The organism is Microbacterium sp. 2MCAF23 (assembly GCF_052115565.1).
GTDB lineage: Bacteria > Actinomycetota > Actinomycetes > Actinomycetales > Microbacteriaceae > Microbacterium.
In genome coordinates this window covers 38,162-56,955 of the sequence record NZ_JBFRGY010000004.1, presented here as the reverse complement: position 1 = coordinate 56,955, position 18,794 = coordinate 38,162, and the positions used below count along the sequence as shown (strand labels likewise).

The 18,794-nt window shown below is 70.8% G+C and carries 19 protein-coding genes; 15 read left to right on the top strand and 4 right to left on the bottom strand.

Annotated features, from left to right (window positions below):
- The first annotated feature begins 15 nt into the window (after window positions 1-15).
- The 8 genes from AB4078_RS04940 to AB4078_RS04905 all read left to right on the top strand — a co-directional run bounded on the left by AB4078_RS04940 (window position 16) and on the right by AB4078_RS04905 (window position 5,113).
- Complete coding sequence (locus AB4078_RS04940; protein ID WP_441976193.1) at window positions 16-465, top strand: MarR family winged helix-turn-helix transcriptional regulator; 450 nt, start codon at window positions 16-18, stop codon at window positions 463-465.
- Window positions 466-543: 78 nt separating this feature from the next.
- Entirely contained in the window at window positions 544-1,719 is a 1,176-nt protein-coding gene (locus AB4078_RS04935) for a CpaF family protein (RefSeq protein WP_441976192.1), read from the top strand.
- Window positions 1,716-2,570 (top strand): type II secretion system F family protein, encoded by an 855-nt coding sequence (locus tag AB4078_RS04930; RefSeq protein WP_441976191.1) that lies wholly within the window; start codon window positions 1,716-1,718, stop codon window positions 2,568-2,570. The genes AB4078_RS04935 and AB4078_RS04930 overlap by 4 nt, the downstream gene beginning before the upstream one ends.
- A complete protein-coding gene (locus AB4078_RS04925; protein ID WP_441976190.1) occupies window positions 2,567-3,493 on the top strand; it encodes a type II secretion system F family protein in 927 nt (308 codons plus the stop codon). Before AB4078_RS04930 ends, AB4078_RS04925 begins: the two co-directional genes overlap by 4 nt.
- A gap of 38 nt (window positions 3,494-3,531) precedes the next feature.
- Window positions 3,532-3,729: a hypothetical protein gene (locus tag AB4078_RS04920; RefSeq protein WP_441976189.1), complete on the top strand. Its 198-nt coding sequence runs from the start codon at window positions 3,532-3,534 to the stop codon at window positions 3,727-3,729.
- A 7-nt stretch (window positions 3,730-3,736) separates the two neighbouring features.
- On the top strand, window positions 3,737-4,150 hold the full coding sequence (locus AB4078_RS04915; protein ID WP_441976188.1) for a TadE family protein: 414 nt from the start codon (window positions 3,737-3,739) through the stop codon (window positions 4,148-4,150).
- A 31-nt stretch (window positions 4,151-4,181) separates the two neighbouring features.
- A complete protein-coding gene (locus AB4078_RS04910; RefSeq protein ID WP_441976187.1) occupies window positions 4,182-4,616 on the top strand; it encodes a TadE family protein in 435 nt (144 codons plus the stop codon).
- A complete protein-coding gene (locus tag AB4078_RS04905; protein ID WP_441976186.1) occupies window positions 4,613-5,113 on the top strand; it encodes a pilus assembly protein TadG-related protein in 501 nt (166 codons plus the stop codon). The genes AB4078_RS04910 and AB4078_RS04905 overlap by 4 nt, the downstream gene beginning before the upstream one ends.
- Window positions 5,114-5,119: 6 nt before the next feature.
- Here the strand turns inward: AB4078_RS04905 and AB4078_RS04900 are convergent, their stop codons facing one another.
- Window positions 5,120-6,616 carry a bifunctional phosphatase PAP2/diacylglycerol kinase family protein gene (locus AB4078_RS04900; protein WP_441976185.1) on the bottom strand — a complete coding sequence of 499 codons (1,497 nt, stop codon included), beginning with the start codon at window positions 6,614-6,616 and terminating at the stop codon, window positions 5,120-5,122.
- Between the two features lie 120 nt (window positions 6,617-6,736).
- Complete coding sequence (locus AB4078_RS04895) at window positions 6,737-7,999, bottom strand: MFS transporter (RefSeq protein ID WP_441976444.1); 1,263 nt, start codon at window positions 7,997-7,999, stop codon at window positions 6,737-6,739.
- A 28-nt stretch (window positions 8,000-8,027) separates the two neighbouring features.
- Here AB4078_RS04895 and prfB point away from each other — a divergent pair, with 28 nt between their 5' ends.
- The 5 genes from prfB to smpB all read left to right on the top strand — a co-directional run bounded on the left by prfB (window position 8,028) and on the right by smpB (window position 12,579).
- Window positions 8,028-9,140 carry a peptide chain release factor 2 gene (gene prfB, locus AB4078_RS04890; RefSeq protein ID WP_441976184.1) on the top strand — a complete coding sequence of 371 codons (1,113 nt, stop codon included), beginning with the start codon at window positions 8,028-8,030 and terminating at the stop codon, window positions 9,138-9,140.
- A 95-nt stretch (window positions 9,141-9,235) separates the two neighbouring features.
- The gene (locus AB4078_RS04885; protein WP_440734481.1) at window positions 9,236-9,868 is read left to right on the top strand and encodes a C40 family peptidase; all 633 of its coding nucleotides are present in this window, start codon (window positions 9,236-9,238) and stop codon (window positions 9,866-9,868) included.
- Window positions 9,869-10,144: 276 nt separating this feature from the next.
- The gene (ftsE, locus tag AB4078_RS04880) at window positions 10,145-11,140 is read left to right on the top strand and encodes a cell division ATP-binding protein FtsE (protein WP_441976183.1); all 996 of its coding nucleotides are present in this window, start codon (window positions 10,145-10,147) and stop codon (window positions 11,138-11,140) included.
- Complete coding sequence (gene ftsX, locus AB4078_RS04875; RefSeq protein ID WP_441976182.1) at window positions 11,137-12,051, top strand: permease-like cell division protein FtsX; 915 nt, start codon at window positions 11,137-11,139, stop codon at window positions 12,049-12,051. The genes ftsE and ftsX overlap by 4 nt, the downstream gene beginning before the upstream one ends.
- Before the next feature lie 51 nt (window positions 12,052-12,102).
- A complete protein-coding gene (gene smpB, locus AB4078_RS04870) occupies window positions 12,103-12,579 on the top strand; it encodes an SsrA-binding protein SmpB (RefSeq protein WP_045272294.1) in 477 nt (158 codons plus the stop codon).
- 26 nt (window positions 12,580-12,605) lie between these two features.
- On the opposite strand, the gene AB4078_RS04865 is transcribed toward smpB, so the two are convergent.
- Complete coding sequence (locus AB4078_RS04865) at window positions 12,606-14,504, bottom strand: S9 family peptidase (RefSeq protein ID WP_441976181.1); 1,899 nt, start codon at window positions 14,502-14,504, stop codon at window positions 12,606-12,608.
- Between the two features lie 103 nt (window positions 14,505-14,607).
- On the opposite strand from AB4078_RS04865, the gene AB4078_RS04860 reads away from it, so the two are divergent.
- Window positions 14,608-15,618 carry a methylenetetrahydrofolate reductase gene (locus tag AB4078_RS04860; RefSeq protein WP_441976180.1) on the top strand — a complete coding sequence of 337 codons (1,011 nt, stop codon included), beginning with the start codon at window positions 14,608-14,610 and terminating at the stop codon, window positions 15,616-15,618.
- A 36-nt stretch (window positions 15,619-15,654) separates the two neighbouring features.
- Window positions 15,655-17,976 (top strand): 5-methyltetrahydropteroyltriglutamate--homocysteine S-methyltransferase, encoded by a 2,322-nt coding sequence (gene metE, locus AB4078_RS04855; protein ID WP_441976179.1) that lies wholly within the window; start codon window positions 15,655-15,657, stop codon window positions 17,974-17,976.
- A gap of 120 nt (window positions 17,977-18,096) precedes the next feature.
- Here the strand turns inward: metE and lexA are convergent, their stop codons facing one another.
- Window positions 18,097-18,783 carry a transcriptional repressor LexA gene (lexA, locus tag AB4078_RS04850; protein WP_441976178.1) on the bottom strand — a complete coding sequence of 229 codons (687 nt, stop codon included), beginning with the start codon at window positions 18,781-18,783 and terminating at the stop codon, window positions 18,097-18,099.
- Between the last annotated feature and the right edge of the window lie 11 nt (window positions 18,784-18,794).

Sequence of the window (18,794 nt, the reverse complement as noted above, 5' to 3'; positions counted from 1 at the left end):
ACTTTTGGAGGATCCATGGGCATCGCCGATGACGCCGTCGAGATCCGCGCCCGCGGATGGCGCACGATGGCCGCTCTGCACGCCATGATCGAGGCCGAGCTGGAGCGTGCGCTGTCGACCGAGGCAGGGCTCTCCGTGGTCGAGTACACCGTGCTGGAGGCGCTGAGCCGGCAGGACGGCTGGCACATGCGCATGCAGCAGCTGGCCCGTGCCGCGGCGCTCAGCCCGAGCGCGACCACCCGGTTGGTGAACCGGCTCGAGGACCGGGGGCTGCTCACCCGGATTCTCTGCGCCGACGACCGTCGCGGGATCTACACCGAGCTCACCCCGAGCGGGCAGAAGCTGTACGAGCGCGCACGTCCGGTGCATGACGAGACGCTGGAGCGGGTGCTCGCCGATGCGGCCGAGCAGCCGGAGCTGCTGCCGATGGTGGAAGCTCTGCACGACGTCGCGCGCGTCGGCTGACATACCTCCCGCGCCGTGCAGGGGCGGGTCTGTGGATAACTTCCGAGGCCGGCCCTCGGTTCCTGCGACGATGCAGGGGTGAGCCTGTCGACCGCTGCCGTCACCGAGAGGGTGCGCGCCCGGCTGCGTGCCGAGCGGACGGATCCTTCGGTCCATCCGGATGAGGCGCGGCGGATCGCCCAGTTCGAGGTGCGCCGTCACAACGATCAGGCGCTGGCTCGCGGCACGGCCACGATCGACGACGAGGCGGCGTGCGTGAGGGACATCCTCGCGGGGGTTGCCGGATACGGTCCGCTGCAGCCGCTGCTCGAGGATGACACGATCGAGGAGATCTGGCTGAACGGCCCCTCCCGCGTGTTCATCGCCCGAGAGGGGCGCAGTGAGCGCGTGCCGATCACCCTGACCGAGGCGCAGCTGCGCGATGTCGTGGAGCGCATGCTGCACTCCACGGGCCGGCGTGTGGACATCGGACAGCCGTTCGTGGATGCGTCCCTTCCGGACGGCTCCCGTTTGCACGTCGCGATCGCGGACGTGGTGCGGGGCTCGTGGGCGGTGAACATCAGGAAGTTCGTGCCGCGGTATCGGAGTCTGGAGTCGCTGGTCGCGCAGGGGATGGTGCCCACTCCGGTCGCGGCGATGCTCTCCGACGCCATGCGCGCGGGGCGCAGCGTCGTCGTATCGGGGCCGACGCATGCGGGCAAGACCACGCTGTTGGCGGCCTTGGTCGCCGAATGCGGCGAGCAGCGCGTGATCACGGTGGAGGAGACCTTCGAGCTGGGCGTGCAGGCACCGGATCTCGTGGCACTGCAGGGGCGTCAGGCGAGCCTCGAGGGGACGGGTGAGATCACGCTGCGCCGTCTCGTCAAAGAGGCGCTGCGCATGCGGCCGGATCGGCTGGTGGTCGGCGAGGTGCGCGATGCCGAAGCGCTCGACCTCGTGCTGGCGCTGAACACCGGCATCCCCGGTGCGGCGACGGTGCATGCGAACTCGGCGGCGGAGGCGCTGGACAAGCTGACCATGCTGCCGCTGCTCGCCGGCCGCAACATCGATCGTGCGTTCATCGCGCCGGCGCTCGCGGCATCGGTCGATCTCGTCGTGCACTGCCGTCGGGAGTCCGATGGAAGCCGGCTCGTCGCCGAGGTGATCGAGCCGCTCGGCGTCGATGCGGACGGACGCATCACCCACCGGGTGCTGCATGCGGAGTCGGCCCCGTATTCCGTTTCGCGCATGGTCGCCGAAGGGGACCTCGCATGACGGTGCTGATGGGGGCGCTGCTCGCCGCGGGCATGGTTCTGGCGGCGTCACCGTGGCTGTGGCCCGCCGGGAGCCGCGTGGTGCGCACTCCTCGCACCGGAGCGGCGACCCGGCTGCTGCGCGAGGCCGGGTTCCGTGCGGATGCGCGTGTGCTCGGGGTGAGCATGGTCGCGGGTGGTCTCGTCGCGGGTTCGGTGGCGTGGCTGACGACGGCGACCGCGGCGTTCGCGCTCGTGATCGCGGTGACGGGGGCCGCGATACCGCTGGTGTTCCTGCGGTCGCGGCGACAGCGCCTGCTGCGGCTGCGGCGCGGTCTGTGGCCCGATGTGTGCGATCTCCTGATCGCGTCGATCAGGGTCGGCATGCCGCTGCCCGACGCGGTCGCCGGCTTGGAGGAGGCTGCGCCTGCTCCGCTCCGCCCGGCGTTCGCCGCCTTCGCGCGTGATCTGCATGCGACGGGGCGGTTCGATGCGGCGGCGGTGAAGCTCAAGGAGGCGCTCGCGGATCCGGTCGGGGATCGGATCGTGGAGACGCTGCGCATGGCGCGGGAGGTCGGCGGCACCGAGCTCAGCACCGTGCTGCGGGCGCTCTCGAGCTCCGTGCGGGCGGAGGCCGCGCTGCGTGCCGAGGTGGAGGCGCGGCAGTCCTGGATTCGTGGCGCGGCCGTGCTCGGCGCGATCGCGCCGTGGGTGATCCTGGCCCTGCTCCTGCTGCGTCCCGAGGGAGTCGAGGCGTACTCCAGTCCCGAGGGCGTGGCGCTCATCCTGGGCGGCGCCGCAGTGTCGTTCGTCGCCTTCCGGGTCATGCTGCGCATCGGCCGGCTGCCGGAGCCGCGGAGATGGTTCCGATGAGCGCGCTGTCGGACGTCGCCGTCGCCGTGCTGCTCGGCGGGCTGCTGGCCGCGGGTCTGCTGCTCGTCCTGGCCGCCTTCCCGCGCTGGCGCTGGGCGAACCTCAGCACCCGCATCGCCCCGCACGTCCGCGATGTCGCCGATCTCACGGATCCGGCCGAGCGCCTGCCGTGGCGGATGCCGGCCGGCGGATCCTGGGCCGCGCGTGTCAAGGGCGCGTTCGGATTGTTCGGCGGCGGCGACGCCGGAGTCGCTTTGCGGATGACGCAGGCGGGCTTGCCGGGCGGACCCGGCGCCTTCCGCAGTCGCCAGCTGGTCTGGGTTCTCGTCGGACTGGGCGTCGGTGCTGCGGCCACGGTCGCGCTCGTGATCGCCGGACGCATGTCCGCGCCGGTCGCGCTGCTGCCCGTACTCGCCGCGATCACGGCGGGCGTCGCCTGCGATGTCCTGCTCGGCGCCCGGGCGAAGGCGCGCGTCGGGCGGCTCACCGAGGAGCTGCCGACGGTGCTGGAGTTCCTCGCCCTGTGTCTGTCCGCAGGGGAGGGCTTGCCGGATGCGCTGCGCCGGGTCGGGCAGGCCGGATCCGGCGAGCTCAGCGGGGAGCTGCGCGGCGTGATTCTCGCGGTGAACACCGGATCGTCTCTCGCCGATGCGCTCGGCGACTGCGCGCAGCGGCTGCAGATCCCCCCGCTGACACGCGCCGTGGATCAGATCATCGCCGCACTCGAGCGGGGAGCCCCGCTGGCGGCGGTGTTGCAGGCGCAGGCGTCGGACGCCCGCGAGGAGACCAAGCGCGGCCTGATCGAACAGGCCGGACGCAAGGAGATCCTCATGCTGCTCCCGCTGGTGTTCCTGATCCTGCCGCTCTCCGTCCTGTTCGCCGTGTTTCCCGGCGTGTTCATCCTGCGGCTCGGCATCGGCTGACCGCGCTTCCTGCTTCGGCCTCCACGAAAGGAACCCACATGTTCAGCGATCGCACCTCCGCTCGGCTCGAGCCGCCCCTCTTCGACGACCTCGACGATCCGGAACGTGGTGACGTCCCCGGCTGGGTGCTGATCACGCTCATGACGGCCGGACTGGTGGTGCTGATCTGGGCCGTCGCCGGACCCGCCCTCACGAACCTGTTCGAGCAGGCGATCGCGCGCGTGAGCGGACTCTGACGCGACCATGGGCGGCGTGCGGCGGCTGAGCGACGTGCTCGAAGACGACCGAGGGTCCAGCCCGGTCGAGTTCGTGCTCGTCGGTGCGCTGCTGACGGCGCTCACGCTCGGCGTGCTGCAGTTCGCATTGGCGGTCTATGTGCGCAACGTCGTGCACGATGCGGCTGTCGAGGGCGCGCACGTCGCGGCCCTCGCCGACACCGAGCCCGGCGAGGGCGTGCAGCGCACTGTGCTCGTGATCGGGCGTGCCGTCGGTGCCGACTACGCGAAGGACGTGACCGTGCACGAGACGGCCGCACTGGGCGTGCCGACCATGGAGATCACCGTGCAGACGACGCTGCCGCTCATCGGCCTGCTCGGGGTGCCGTCGGGGTTGGAGGTGACCGGCCGTGCTCCCGTGGAGTCGTTCACCGAGCGCTGACCGCATCGACTGTCCGGCGCCTGACGTCGGGATGTCGGGTGAGACCGGATCCGCAGCGCTCGAGTTCATCGGTCTCGGCGTGATCCTGCTGGTGCCGGTGGTCTATCTCGTGCTCGCGCTCGGCGCGATCCAGTCTCAGATGCTCGGCGTCGAGTCGGCGGCGCGGCACACGGCCCGCACGATGAGCGCGGCGATGGATGGCGCCGATGCGAGCGCCCGTGCCGACGCCGCGGTGCAGTCCGCGATCGAGGAGTACGGGATGGATCCGGCCACCGTCGACGTCGACATCCAGTGCGCGCCGCTCGGCGCGGAGTGTCCGTCGGCCGGTGCGACCGTCGTGGTCACGGTCACCGCGAAGGTCGCGCTTCCGTTCGTGCCGCCCGTGTTCGGACTCGATCGCGTCGGCAGCATGCCGGTGCAGGCGTCTTCGGCGTACAAGGTCTCGCGCACCTGGACCGGCGGATGAGCGCGATGCGGAGCAGGGGCCGAGTCGGCGAACCCGGCGAACTCCGAGGAATCGGTGGACTGGGCGAGCCCCGCGGACGGCGCACCCCGCTGCTCGACGACGAACACGGCAGCACGATGCCGCTCATTCTGGGATATGTCGTGCTCGCGATCGCGCTCATCTATGTGTGCGTCTGCGCGACGGATCTCTACATCGCGCAGAAGCGCCTGGACTCGGTGGCCGACGCCGCGGCGCTGGCCGGAGCCGACGGCTTCCGGGTGCAGATCGACGGCGAAGCGATCCGTGCCGAGCTCGACGACGTGGAGATCGCCGACCAGGCGCGCGCCGTGATCGGGATCATCGACGACCGCACGGAGCTGGTCTCGGCCGGCAGCCCCGACGGGCTCTCGGCCCGCGTGACGGTGCGTGCGTCCTGGGCGCCTCCGCTGCTCAGCGACTTCGTGCCGACGATGCTCACGATCCAGTCCACGGGAACCAGCCGCACCGCGCTCGAGTAGTGGCCTTCAGCCGTCGGCCCGCACCCGATAGACCGTCAGCGCCCGCCGCACGGCTTTCATCCGCAGCACGTCGCTCGCCTCGCCGACCTCGCCGTCGCGGGTGATGCGCTCCGGCCCGTTCGGGAGGGTGATCTCGAGCTCGGGGGCCGCGACCTCGTGATACTGCTTCACCCGTTGCAGCTGACCGGTGAGTGTCGCGAGCAGGACCACGAAGCGCGACCAGCGGTTCGACACGTCGAGGATCCGGACGTCGAGCAGCCCGTCCTGGAGATCTTCACGCGCACTCGGGGCGAAGCCGTGCGGTTCGTACTGACCGTTGCCGATGAACAGCAGACTCGAATCCCGGGTCGTGCCGTCGACGGTGATGGAGACGGTGCGATCCTTCTTCATCGTCCGCCACCCGGCGACGAGCGCCGCCAACGGCTTCCCGATCCGCTTCTCCAGGCCCTCGCGGATGCGCACGAAGTCCGTGTAGGCACCTACGCTCGCCGTGTTGAGGAAGATCCTGTCGTTCAGGTAGGCGACGTCCACCTTGTCGGCGGTGCCCCGCCTGATCGCCTGGACGGTGCGTTTTGCCCGATCAGCGCCGATGGTCCGGGCGAAGTGGTTGAAGGTGCCGGCCGGGAACACCGCCAAGGGCACGCCCCTCTCGACGGCGGCGTGCGCGGCCGCCGCCACGGTTCCGTCCCCGCCGGCGACGGCCAGCACGTCAGCCTTGGCCGCCGCTGCGCGCATCACCGCATCGACATCGTCGCTCTCTTTCAGCTCGACGATCCGCATCTCCGGCAGGACCCTGCGGAGACTTCTGGAGAGGGTAGCGCCGCGCCCGCTGTGCGACGCCGGATTGACGACCAGGGTCACTCCTCGGCCCCGAGGGCGGGGCGGCAGCTGGTCGAGCTCTCGCGGTTCCGACACGGCAGGCGGCGGCACGGGAGGTACGAGGCGGCGTCCGATCGCCGCCACCGTGCTGCCCAGGACGAGCCCGGCAGCCACATCGGACGGGTAGTGCGCTCCCGTAGCGACGCGGGAGAAGCCGACGAGCCCGGCGAGCACGTGCAGCGGGACGCTCGCGGCAGGGAGTTCGGCGGAGACACCCGCGGCGAAGGCCGCCGCACTCGCGGAATGCCCGCTGGGAAACGATGAGGAGAGCGGAGTCCTGCGCGAGAGCCGGCCGATCGGGACAAGGGCGCGGATCGGGCGCTCTCGGTGGTGCAGGCGTTTGGCGAGCTGGTTCGCGATGAGGCTCGTGGCACCCAGCGTCACGACGCCGCGCAGCGCTCCGCGGCGGGCACGACTGCGGCCGGTGAAGTACAGCCCGCTGGCGATCAGGAGCCAGAGCGCGGAGTGGTCCGCCGCATTCGTGAGCCTCGGCATCCACCGGTCCAGGACCGGGCTCGGCGTCGTCGCGACGGCCGAGAAGACGGCAGTGTCCAGGGCGTACACCTGCTCGCGGACCTCGGAGGCCGCGGCGCGGATCCCGCTCTCGTGCTTTCTGCGTGCCATCGGGCACCTCCCTCGCTCTCCACGTTAGTGATGCGACGCGGAAGCGGAGTGCGGGCTGCGTCGGGGCGGAGGACGTGATAGGGGATCGGCCGTGCCGGGCGATGACCGTCTGCGGTGGCTCTACGGCGTTGTGCGCCGCGGCACGAACCGGGGGATCCACCGCAGGAACCCGACCGCGCCCAGCACGCCGATCGCGCCCATGGCTGCGGCGCCGATCGCGAGGGAGCTGATCGCCGCGATGCCCGAGAACAGCAGGGGAGCGATCGCCCCGCCGGCGTCGGTGAGCGTGCGCCAGGAGCCGAGGAAGGCGGCCGGCTCCGACTGCGGAGCGACATCGGCGCCGAGCGTCAGCAGGATGCCGCTGGACAATCCGTTCCCCACGCCCAGCACGGCCGCGATCATGCCGAACCAGAGCACGTTCGTGGCCGCGTCGTGCGTGAGCGAGAGCACGAGGAAGCCCGCGCCCATCAGCACCATCGCGGGCAGCGCCGCCCAGAGCCGTCCGAACCGATCCATGACCTGACCGCTCGCATAGAACAGGGCGAAGTCGATCGCGCCGGACACGCCGACCACCAGGGCGATCGAGGAGGCGTCCAGCCCGATCGAGACGCCCCACAGCGGCAGCACCACCTGGCGGGCCGAGCGCACGGCCGACAGACTCGCCGCGGCGAGTCCCAAGCGCCCCAGCACGCCACGGTTGCGCCACATCGTGCGGAACACCCCCGCGCGCTCGATGGTGGGGATCGACCCGCTGACGGCCTCGCCGGTGTCCTCGACAGCGCCCTCGTGCTCCGCCGCGGACGACTGCGCCTGCGCCTCCGGATCCGGTCCGAACAGCACGAGCAGGATCAGTGCGACCAGCAGGACCGCGAAGAACCACAGTGCAGCGTTCTCGGTGCGGAAGAGGGCGAGCAGCGCGGCTGCGAGGAATGGGCCCACGAACATTCCGGCGCGGAAGGATCCGCCGAGCAGTGAGAGCGCCCGAGCGCGGAACTCGACCGGCACCCGTGTGGTCATGAACGCGTGCCGGGCGAGCCCGAAGGCCGCCGCCGACATCCCGACCACGAAGACCGCGATGGTGAACACGACCAGGCTCGGCGCCAGGGCTCCCGCGACCACGCCGATGAGGGACAGGGCACCCGCGACCACCATCGTGAACCGCTCGCCGACCTTCGCGACCAGCCAGCCCGCGGGGATGTTGCCGCACAGCTGGCCGACCACCAGCGCCGAGGCGATGAGACCGGCGGAGGCGAGCGTCGCCCCGCGGCTTGCGGCGATCACCGGGATGAGCGGCAGGACCGCGCCCTCACCGAGCGAGAACAGCAGCGTGGGCAGGTACACCATCGGTCCGAACTTCCACAGCACTGCCGACGCTCGAACCATCACAGCTCCACGGTAGTCTGGTACCGCCATGCTCGAACTTGATCTCTCCGCCGAAATCGCGGCCCTCCGTCAGACCTTCGGCGACATCCGCGAGGTCGCCGATGTCGACTCACTCCGCGCCGACATCGAACGCCTCAGCGAGGAGGCCGGCGCGCCCGACCTCTGGGACGACCCCGAGAAGGCGCAGAAGGTGACGAGCGCGCTCAGCCACCGCCAGTCGGAGCTCAAGCGCGTCACCGAGGTCGAGCAGCGCCTCGACGACCTCGAGGTGCTCATCGAGCTCGCCAACGAGATGGAGGACGAGGACTCCGCCGCCGAGGCGCGCGCCGAACTCGCCTCCCTCACCGAGACCGTGAACCAGCTCGAGGTGCAGACCCTGCTGGACGGCGAGTACGACGAGCGCGCTGCGATCATCACGATCCGCTCCGGCGCGGGCGGCGACGACGCCACCGACTTCGCCGAGATGCTGCTGCGCATGTACCTGCGCTACGCCGAGCGCCACAAGTTCCCCGTCAAGGTCATGGACACGTCCTACGCCGAGGGCGCGGGCATCAAGTCCACGACGTTCGAGGTCGACGCCCCCTACGCGTTCGGCACGCTCTCGGTCGAGGCAGGCACGCATCGCCTCGCCCGGATCAGCCCGTTCGGATCCGCGGACAAGCGCCAGACGTCCTTCGCGGCCGTCGAGGTCATCCCGCTCATGGAGGAGGCGACCGAGGTCGACATCCCCGAGGGCGACATCCGCGTCGACGTGTTCCGCTCGTCGGGACCCGGCGGCCAGTCGGTCAACACGACCGACTCCGCCGTGCGCATCACGCACCTCCCGACCGGCATCGTCGTCTCGATGCAGAACGAGAAGTCGCAGATCCAGAACCGCGCCGCCGCCATGCGCGTGCTGCAGACCCGCCTGCTGCTGCTGCAGAAGGAGGAGGAGGCTGCGAAGAAGAAGGAGCTCGCCGGCAACATCACCGCGAGCTGGGGCGACCAGATGCGCTCCTACTTCCTCTACGGCCAGCAGCTCGTGAAGGATCTGCGCACCGGCCACGAGTCCGGCAACCCCGCGACGGTGTTCGACGGCGACCTGGACGGCTTCATATCCGCGGGGATCCGGTGGCGCAAGCGCAAGGACGACGACGACTGATCGTCCGTCGCCCGACGGCTCAGGGACTTTCCAGGGTGCCGCGGCCGTGATTGTCGTAGGGTGGTGACCCGATGACTGTGACACGGAGAATCCCGATGACTGTGACACGGAAGACGGCAGCCGGCTGCGCGATCGCGGCCCTGATCGTCCCGGTGGCGGCGACGGCGGCGTACGCCTTCTCGCCGGGAGCGCCCGCGCCCGCGGCGCACACGGTGTCGCTCGTCGTGGCCCCGCAGACCTACACGGTCGCCTCCGCAGCGCTGGAGCCCAGCGCGAGCCGTGCCAGCTTCGACGTGCTGTACACGCCGCCGGCACCGGTCGTCGCCCCGGATCCGGCGCCCGCCGCCGCATCCGCGACCCCGGCGGCCGCGGCGCCGCAGAACTACTCCGGCGAGGCGATCGTCGCGTACGCCCAGACGTTCGTCGGCGTCGTGCCCTACGGCTGGGGCGCCGACCCGAGCGACTCCTTCGGCTGCGACGGACTCGTGCAGTACGTGTTCGGGCACTTCGGCGTCAGCCTGCCCCGCGGCGCCGACAACCAGGCTGCGCTCGGCACCGTGATCTCGGCCGACGAGGCGCGAGCGGGCGACCTGGTCTGGTGGCCCGGACGGCACATCGGCATCTGGGACGGCGCCGGCGGCATCATCGACTCGCCCGATTGGGGTCGCTACGTCGAGCACCACGCCCCGTGGGCGAGCTCCGGTCCGCCGATTTTCATCCGGCTCTGAACGCGAGCTCCTGGTGGCCGCCCCGCCGACGGCAGTAGAATCGAAGGCTCTCCAGGGCGGCAGAGGAGGTGCGCGGGATGAGCGCGACCAGGGCATGGCGTGCGGTCGGCGTGACGGCAGCGGGGCTGGCGCTGCTCGGTGCGATCGTGACGTTCCTCGCATTCGTCATCGGCAACGAGCCGTCCTGACGATCCCAGCCACCTCATAGCGGGGAACCCGCCGCGGTGGGGTGTCGCTCGCGGACTGGGCGCGCCGCCCGCTTAGGCTCGATTCGCCATGATCCGATTCGAGAACGTCACCAAGCGCTATCGCGGCACCAAGCGTCCCGCGCTCTCCGGGGTCGATTTCGAGGTGCAGCGAGGCGAGTTCGTCTTCCTCGTCGGCGCGTCGGGATCCGGGAAGAGCTCCTGTCTCCAGCTGATCCTCCGCGAGGAGTCGCCCACGTCCGGCCGCGTCGCCGTGCTCGGACGCGACCTGAAGTCCATCGCGAACCGTAAGGTCCCCTATTTCCGGCGCAGCATCGGATCCGTCTTCCAGGACTTCCGCCTGCTGCCTTCCAAGACCGTCTACCAGAACGTCGCATTCACGCTCCAGGTGACCGGCGCCTCCCGCGGCTTCATCCAGCAGGCGGTGCCCGAGGCGCTGGCCCTCGTCGGCCTGAGCGGCAAGGAGAAGCGCCTGCCGCACGAGCTGTCCGGAGGCGAGCAGCAGCGCGTGGCCATCGCCCGCGCCATCGTGAACCGTCCGCAGATCGTGCTCGCCGACGAGCCGACCGGAAACCTCGACCCCGGCACCTCAGTCGACATCATGCAGCTGCTCTCACGGATCAACGCCGGCGGCACCACCGTGGTCATGGCCACGCACGAGGCCGCTTTCGTCGACCAGATGCAGCGCCGCGTGATCGAGCTGCGCGACGGTGAGATGGTGCGCGACGAGGTCGGCGGCGGGTACGGCGACACCTCGAACGTCCCGCGTCTGACGCCCGAGGCGATCCGCGGGGCCGCGGCCACGGCCGCACTGCAGACCGTGCGCGAGGTGCACCGCGAAACCGAGGCCGCGATCGCGGATCCGGTTCCGGCCCCCTCCGAGGCCCGCGACGAGACTCCCGCCTCGGCGTCCGCGCTTCAGCAGCCGACGGTCAAACCGTCGGACGATGCGCGGCCCGCCACGCGCCCCATCACCGTGCCGACCGTCGACCTCGCCGAACTCGGGGTCGCCGACCGGCTCGGACTCGATACCGGCGACGACGAGGAAGTGGGTCCGACGTCATGAGGTTCGGACTCATCCTCGGCGAGGCGCTCACGGGCCTGCGCCGCAACGCCTCCATGGTCATCTCGGTCGTGCTGGTCACCTTCGTCTCGCTCACCTTCGTGGGTGCCGCGATCCTGATGCAGGCGCAGATCGGCACGATGCGCGCCTACTGGCAGGATCGCGCCCAGGTCGCGATCTACATGTGCTCGTCGGTGTCGACGTCGCCGGGCTGCATCGGCGGCACCGCGACCGAGGACCAGATCAAGGCCGTGCAGGCCGAGCTCGACGGTGACACGCTCAAGCCGCTGATCGCCAAGAGCAGCTTCCAGACCGCGGACGAGGCCTACCAGGAGACCCTGAAGCTCGTCGGCACGGACTACGCCGGTGTGCTCACCGCCGACCAGGTCAACGCGGTGTTCAAGGTGAACCTGAAGGACCAGACCCAGTCCGCCGTCATCGCCGAGGCCTTCAGCGGCATCAAGGGCGTGGATGAGGTGAAGGATCAGCTGGAGTATCTGGATCCGCTCTTCAACGCGCTCACCGTCGCGACGTACATCGCCGTCGGGATCGCCGTGCTGATGCTCATCGCCGCCGTGCTGCTGATCGGCACGACGATCCGGTTGTCGGCGTATGCGAGACGGCGGGAGATCGGGATCATGCGGCTCGTCGGCGCCTCGAACAGGTTCATCCAGACGCCGTTCGTGCTCGAGGGCGTGTTCGCCGCGGTCATCGGATCGGTGCTCGCGAGCGCCGCCGTGCTGCTGGGCGTGCACTTCGGCGTGCAGGAGTACCTCACGAAGCGGGTGGCCTTCATCACGACCTGGGTCGGGTGGCAGGACGCACTGCTCGTGGTTCCGGTGCTCATCGGCATCGGAGTGATCCTCGCCGCGCTCAGCGCCGGGTTCGCGATACGTCGCTGGCTGCGAGCCTGATAGGCTGACAGGCTGCCGTGCGCCCGCACGGCACAGATCCAGGAGACAACCATGCCCAGGGAACGCGGGGAGAAGGTCATCGCGACCAATCGTCGCGCACGTCACGACTACAACCTCGAGAAGTCGTACGAGGCGGGACTCGTGCTCACCGGCACCGAGGTGAAGTCGCTGCGCCAGGGACGTGCGAACCTGACGGACGGCTATGCGTTCATCAAGGGCAACGAGGCGTTCCTCGACGCCGTGCACATCCCGGAGTACTCGCAGGGGCACTGGACGAACCACTCCGCCAAGCGGATCCGCAAGCTCCTGCTGCACAAGGAGGAGATCGCGAAGCTCTCGCACGCCGTCTCCGCAGGCGGCTACACGCTGATCCCGCTGCGACTGTACTTCTCCGACGGACGCGCCAAGGTCGAGATCGCCCTCGCCAAGGGCAAGCGCGAGTACGACAAGCGGCAGGCCCTGCGCGAGCGTCAGGACACTCGCGAGGCGGAGCGCGCGATGCGCAGCCGCAACCGCCTGGGGGAGTAGCCGGGTTCAGGCTCGGCTGCCAGTTCTCACGGCACCGAGTCGAACCCGAACACACCGCCCAGGAATCGCAGTTCCGCCTCGGCGGCGGCGACGATCGTGTCCGCCTGCCGGAAGCCGTGCCCCTCGCCCTCGAACAGCACGTACTCGTGCGGCACTCCGCGGGCGGCGAGTGCGTCGCGGATCGCCTCGGATTGCGATGGCGGCACGACCGCGTCTTCCGAGCCCTGCAGGATCAGCACCGGCACGTCGATGCGATCCGCGTGCGTGAGCGGGGAACGGTCGATGTAGGTCTGCTCCGCCTCCGGCAGCGGGCCGACAAGACCGTCGAGGTAGTAGCGCTCGAAGTCGTGCGTCTCCTCGGCCAGAAGCCGCAGATCCACGACGCCGTACCGGTCGAGGCCGGCGGCGAACACCCCGCCGCGCACCAGGGCCGACAGCACCGTCCATCCGCCGGCCGAACCCCCGCGGATCGCGATGCGGGTCGGATCCGCGACGCCCGCATCGGCGAGGCCCTGCGCGGCAGCCAGCACATCGTCCACGTCGACGACGCCCCATTGGCCGTCGAGGCGCTCCCGGTACGCGCGCCCGTACCCGGTCGAGCCGCCGTAGTTCACCTCGAGCACGCCGATGCCGCGGCTCGTGAAGTACGTGATCCAGCCCGCCTGCGCGCCGGACGTGTGGGCGGTGGGTCCGCCGTGCACGTGCACGACGTAGGGCGGCAGCGCGCGCGGATCCGCGTCGACATCGGGGTTCGCCGGGGCGTGGTCGAACGCGTGCACGGGGCCGTGCGGCCCGTCGAAGGTCACGGGACGCGCCCCGGGCACCCAGGCCGGATCCACGGGGTCTCCGCCGCGGATCGCGTGCACGGTGCCTGCATCGACGTCCAGCTCCCACAGGCCGGGTGCGACCTGCGCGCCCTGTCCGGTGACCAGCGCGCGGGAACCGAGGGAGTCCTCCAGGCTCAGGTCGCCGCTGAACGGCACGTCGAGCTCGCGGAGGAGCGTGCCGTCGGCATCGAGCAGCACGAGCGCATCGGATCCGTTCGTGCGGACGGCGAGGATCCTGCCGTCATCGAGCACCCGGAACCAGCGCTGCCCGAGCACCCACAGGCCGCCGCCGGTGTCGGCGTCGACGAAGGGCGAGTCCTCCCTGATGGCGGGAGGCGTCGGGATCGGGGGCGCCGGCTGCACGGGGATCCGCGCGCGGTGAAGATTCCAGCGACCGCTCGCATCGTCGGCGAACAGCACCTCGTCGTCGGAGAGCCACTCGGGCTGCAGGGCGGCGCGCGCGGGAATCGTGGAGCGGGCTCCCGTCGCGAGGTCCACCGCGAAGGCGATCGCGCGCTCCCACGGCATCTTGCGCTCGTCCCAGGCGACGAACGCGAGCCGCGCACCGTCGGGGGAGAGCGCCGGGTGCGCGAAGAAGCCGTTGCCGCTGAGGACCGTGGTGACGGCCGCGTCGTCCGCCGCGGATCCGTCCAGCGGGATCTCCACGATCGCGCGCTGGTGCGGGTCGGGGCGCAGGTCCTCGCGCACCGCGAACAGGCGGCCCTGCTGCACCAGGAGCCCTCCGTAGCGCGGCCCCGCCGCGGTCAGCGGCACAGGCGCCGTCGCGCCGAGATCCAGGCGGTGCACACGCTGGTCCTCGCCGTCGACGAAGAGCAGGGTTCCGTCCTCGGCCACCGTCCACGCGCCGCCGCCGTATTCGTGCACGCGCGAACGGGCGTTCCACGGCGCGCGCAGCACCTCGTGCACGGCGCCAGCGGCGTCCCGGTGCATCACACGCATCCGTCCGCGCTCCTGCGGCACCGACTCGCTCCACCAGATCCCGCCCGCGGCGTACCGGGCGCCGTCGATCTTCGTGCCGGCGACGGCGAGGCCGGCGGCGGACAGCGGAGAGGGCCAGGATCCGTGCGGAGTGCTCATGACCCGAGCCTAGAAGAGCGCGAGCCGACACATGGTGAAACACAGCATGCGTCGCATCGCGGCGCCGCCTAGCGTGGGGTGACCGCCCCGACCCTGGAGAGAGATGTCCTTCGACGCGCCGCCGTTCGCCCCCGCCGGGGTCGCTCAGCCGCGCGTGCCGCTCTCCTTCGAGCTGTATCCGCCGCGCACTACCGCCCCGATCGAGGCGCTGCACGAGACGATCCAGCAGCTGGCCACGGCCGCGCCGAGGTTCATCTCCGTGACCTACGGCGCCGGCGGGTCCGTCGGGGGACGTTCGCTCGACGTGCTGCGCTACATCCGCGAGCACACCTCGGTCGAGCCGCTCGCGCATCTCACCTGCGTCGGCAACACGTATGCCGGAGCCTCGCGGCTGATCCGGGAGTTCCTCGACGCCGGGATCCTCAGTTTCCTCGCCCTGCGCGGCGACCCGCCGCTCGACGAGAGCGAGCCGTTCCTCGGGGATCTGGAGAGCTCGGCGCAGCTCGTGCAGCTCATCGACCGGGCGCAGGCCGAGCGCGCGCCGTACCAGGAGCGACCGATCCCCGGCGTTCCGCGAGCCGTGCAGGTGACGCCGCGACGCAAGGTGAGCATCGCCGTGGCCGCCTACCCCAACGGGCATCCGCGTTCGACCTATCGCAACCAGGACATCGACGCGCTGCTGGCCAAGCAGGCCGCGGGGGCGACCCTCGCGATCACGCAGCTGTTCTTCCACCCCGACGACTACTTCGCGTTCGTGGAGCGCGCACGTCGCGCCGGGGTCACGATCCCGATCCTGCCGGGCATCATGCCGATCACCTCGCCCGCGCGCCTGCGCCGTGTGCTGGAGCTCAGCGGCGAGGAGCTTCCCGCCGAACTGTCCATCGCCCTCGAGGTCGAGCCGACGGCCGAGGGCCGCACCGAGATCGGCGTCGCGCATGCGGGGTCGCTCGTGCGAGAGCTGGTGGACGGCGGCGCGCCGGGCGTGCACCTGTACGCGTTCAACCAGCACCGCACCGTGCTGGATGTGCTCGAGGGGGCCGGCGTGCTGCCCGAGCGTAGCGCCGTCTCTCCGCAGGGCATCCCGCAGTTCGCAGATTCCCGCGGCGCGCACTAGGCCGCTTCCTTCCCCCTTCCGTCAGAGAGGACCGTCATGACCGCATTCCCCGAGGGCACCATCCTGGGCTACCCGCGCATCGGCCGCCGCCGTGAGCTCAAAAAGGCCGTCGAGGCGTTCTGGGCCGGACGGATCGATGAGGCCGAGCTCGAGCGCACCACCGCTGAGCTGCGCGCGACGACGCGCGAGCGCCTCGCCGAGCAGGGCCTGGGTCGCGCCGACTCGGCGATCCCCGAGTCCTTCTCGTACTACGACCAGGTGCTCGATGCCGCCGTCACCGTGGGCGCGATCCCCGCTCGTTTCGAAGACCTTCGGTCCGCCGACGGCACGATCGGCCTGCCGGCGTACTTCACCATCGCCCGCGGCGAGGGAGAGCGTGCGCCGCTCGAGATGACCAAGTGGTTCGACACGAACTACCACTACCTCGTACCCGAGATCGGACCGGACACCGCCTTCTCGCTCTCCAGCGGCCGCATCGTGCGTCAGGTGCAGGAAGCGGCGCAGGCCGGCTTCCGCACCCGCCCCGTGATCGTCGGCCCCGTCACCTTCCTCGCGCTCGCCAAGGCGGCTGACGAGGCCCCGGAGGGCTTCGACCCGCTGTCCCGCCTGGACGACCTGGTCCCGGTCTACGCCGAGCTGCTCGGTGCGCTCAAGGCCGCCGGTGCCGAGTGGGTGCAGCTGGACGAGCCCGCCCTGGTGAGCGAGTCGCTGCCGTCGTCCGTCGCCGAACTCGGCGCCGCCGCCTCGCGCGCCTACGCGGTTCTCGGCGGCCTCGCCGAGCGTCCGGCGATCTTCGTCGCCGCGCCCTACGCCGCGCTCGACGCGAACCTCGCCGTCCTCGCCGCGGCTCCGATCGAGGCCATCGGTCTCGACCTCGTGCGCGGCACCGTGCCCGCCGCTGTCCCGGGACTCGCCGACAAGGTTCTGGTCGGAGGCGTGATCGACGGGCACAACATCTGGCGGGGCGACCTGGCCGCAGCCTTCGACACGCTCGAGGCACTGCGCGACCTCGGTGCGGCCGGTGTGTCCGCGTCGACCTCCACGTCGCTGCAGCACGTGCCGCACGACGTCGAGGACGAGTCGAAGCTCGACGCCCGCCTGGTGAACTGGCTCGCCTTCGCCGACCAGAAGGTCGCGCAGGTCACCACCCTCGCGAAGGGTCTCTCCGAGGGTCGCGCCGCGATCGCCGTGGAGCTCGACGCCGCCTCCGCCGCTCTGACCGACCGGCTCGGCGCGCCCGGCGTGCGCGTGGACGCCGTCCGTGCCCGCACCGCCGCACTGACCGCCACGGACTTCGACCGCGGCGACTACGACGCCCGGGTGGCTGCGCAGTCGATCGCGCTCGATTTGCCCGCGCTTCCGCTCACCACGATCGGGTCCTTCCCGCAGACCGGCGAGATCCGCCGCGCCCGCGCGCAGTTCACCAAGGGCGAGATCACGGCGGATGAGTACGACGGCTTCCTCCGCGAGGAGATCGGCCGCGTCGTGACGCTGCAGGAGGAACTGGGCCTGGACGTGCTCGTGCACGGCGAGCCCGAGCGCAACGACATGGTGCAGTACTTCGCCGAGAACCTCGACGGCTTCGACGTCACCGAGAACGGCTGGGTGCAGTCCTACGGATCCCGTGCCACCCGCCCGTCGATCCTCTGGGGCGATGTCTCGCGGCCGGCCCCGATCACGGTCGAGTGGTCGCAGTACGCGCAGTCGCTCACGGCGAAGCCCATGAAGGGGATGCTGACGGGTCCGGTGACGATCCTGGCCTGGTCGTTCGTCCGCGACGACCAGCCGCTCGCCGAGACCGCCAACCAGGTGGCTCTTGCGCTGCGCGACGAGATCGCGGACCTGGAGGCCGCCGGCATCGGCGTCATCCAGGTCGACGAGCCGGCGCTGCGCGAGCTCCTGCCTCTCAAGAAGGCCGACCAGCCCGCGTACCTGGACTGGTCCGTCGCCTCCTTCCGCCTCTCCACCGCGGGCGCCGAGACGGCGACGCAGGTGCACACCCACCTCTGCTACTCGGAGTTCGGCGTCGTCATCGACGCGATCAAGGCGCTGGACGCCGACGTGACCTCGATCGAGGCCGCGCGCAGCCGCATGGAGGTCGTCACCGACATCGCTGCGTCGGGCTTCGACCACGGCATCGGACCGGGCGTTTACGACATCCACTCGCCGCGCGTCCCCGACGCGTCCGAGGTGGAGACGCTCCTGCGCCGTGCCGTCGAGGAGATCCCCACGCGGCAGCTCTGGGTCAACCCGGACTGCGGTCTGAAGACCCGCGGCTACGAGGAGACCAACGCCTCGCTGCGCAACATCGTCGAGGCCACGCGCCGCGTCCGCGAGGACGTGTCGGTCGCGGTCTGATCTTCCCGCACCGGGCGTCTTCGTCGAGGCCCCCTCGCAGCACCGAGGCCCCCTCCCAGATACGGGTCTGAGAGGGGGCCTCGGTACGCAGAAGGGGCTTCGACGTGGAAGGGGCGGGAATCAGACCGCGCGCAGCACCGCCACGACCTTGCCGAGCACCGTCGCATCGTCGCCGAGGATCGGTTCGAATGCGCTGTTGCGGGGGAGCAGCCACACGTGGCCATCGCGACGGCGGAACGTCTTCACCGTGGCTTCGCCGTCGAGCATCGCGGCGACGATCTCGCCGTTCTCCGCCGTGCCCTGAGAGCGCACGACGACCCAGTCGCCGTCGCAGATGGCCGCGTCGATCATCGACTCGCCAGAGACCTTCAGCATGAACAGATCGCCCTTGCCGACGAGCTGACGGGGGAGCGGGAAGATCTCCTCGACCTGCTGCTCGGCGGTGATCGGCACACCGGCGGCGATCCGGCCCACGAGGGGCACGAGTGCCGCGTCGCCGACGGACGGGGCCGTATCGGCGGGATTCTCGGTGGATGTGCCGGGAAGGTCGATCAGGACCTCCATGGCCCGGGTCTTGCCGGCATCGCGACGCAGATAGCCGCTGAGCTCGAGCTGGCCGAGCTGATGCGTCACGCTGCTGAGGGACTTGAGGCCGACGGCGTCGCCGATCTCGCGCATGCTCGGCGGGTAGCCGTGCCGCGCGATCGAGGTCTGGATGACCTCGAGGATCGCCATCTGCTTCGCACTGAGGCTCTTGCGGCGCCGTGTCCGCGGGGCCTCGGGGCCGGGGGTCGCACCGTCGCTCATGCCATCTCCTT

What these genes read in the sequence shown, in the direction of transcription:
- AB4078_RS04940 (WP_441976193.1), top strand. Translation starts at nt 16, where the DNA reads ATGGGCATCGCCGATGACGCCGTCGAGATCCGCGCCCGCGGATGGCGC.
- AB4078_RS04930 (WP_441976191.1), top strand. Translation starts at nt 1,716, where the DNA reads ATGACGGTGCTGATGGGGGCGCTGCTCGCCGCGGGCATGGTTCTGGCG.
- AB4078_RS04925 (WP_441976190.1), top strand. Translation starts at nt 2,567, where the DNA reads ATGAGCGCGCTGTCGGACGTCGCCGTCGCCGTGCTGCTCGGCGGGCTG.
- AB4078_RS04920 (WP_441976189.1), top strand. Translation starts at nt 3,532, where the DNA reads ATGTTCAGCGATCGCACCTCCGCTCGGCTCGAGCCGCCCCTCTTCGAC.
- AB4078_RS04915 (WP_441976188.1), top strand. Translation starts at nt 3,737, where the DNA reads ATGGGCGGCGTGCGGCGGCTGAGCGACGTGCTCGAAGACGACCGAGGG.
- AB4078_RS04910 (WP_441976187.1), top strand. Translation starts at nt 4,182, where the DNA reads ATGTCGGGTGAGACCGGATCCGCAGCGCTCGAGTTCATCGGTCTCGGC.
- AB4078_RS04905 (WP_441976186.1), top strand. Translation starts at nt 4,613, where the DNA reads ATGAGCGCGATGCGGAGCAGGGGCCGAGTCGGCGAACCCGGCGAACTC.
- AB4078_RS04900 (WP_441976185.1), bottom strand. Translation starts at nt 6,616, where the DNA reads ATGGCACGCAGAAAGCACGAGAGCGGGATCCGCGCCGCGGCCTCCGAG.
- AB4078_RS04895 (WP_441976444.1), bottom strand. Translation starts at nt 7,999, where the DNA reads ATGGTTCGAGCGTCGGCAGTGCTGTGGAAGTTCGGACCGATGGTGTAC.
- prfB (WP_441976184.1), top strand. Translation starts at nt 8,028, where the DNA reads ATGCTCGAACTTGATCTCTCCGCCGAAATCGCGGCCCTCCGTCAGACC.
- AB4078_RS04885 (WP_440734481.1), top strand. Translation starts at nt 9,236, where the DNA reads ATGACTGTGACACGGAAGACGGCAGCCGGCTGCGCGATCGCGGCCCTG.
- ftsE (WP_441976183.1), top strand. Translation starts at nt 10,145, where the DNA reads ATGATCCGATTCGAGAACGTCACCAAGCGCTATCGCGGCACCAAGCGT.
- ftsX (WP_441976182.1), top strand. Translation starts at nt 11,137, where the DNA reads ATGAGGTTCGGACTCATCCTCGGCGAGGCGCTCACGGGCCTGCGCCGC.
- smpB (WP_045272294.1), top strand. Translation starts at nt 12,103, where the DNA reads ATGCCCAGGGAACGCGGGGAGAAGGTCATCGCGACCAATCGTCGCGCA.
- AB4078_RS04865 (WP_441976181.1), bottom strand. Translation starts at nt 14,504, where the DNA reads ATGAGCACTCCGCACGGATCCTGGCCCTCTCCGCTGTCCGCCGCCGGC.
- AB4078_RS04860 (WP_441976180.1), top strand. Translation starts at nt 14,608, where the DNA reads ATGTCCTTCGACGCGCCGCCGTTCGCCCCCGCCGGGGTCGCTCAGCCG.
- metE (WP_441976179.1), top strand. Translation starts at nt 15,655, where the DNA reads ATGACCGCATTCCCCGAGGGCACCATCCTGGGCTACCCGCGCATCGGC.
- lexA (WP_441976178.1), bottom strand. Translation starts at nt 18,783, where the DNA reads ATGAGCGACGGTGCGACCCCCGGCCCCGAGGCCCCGCGGACACGGCGC.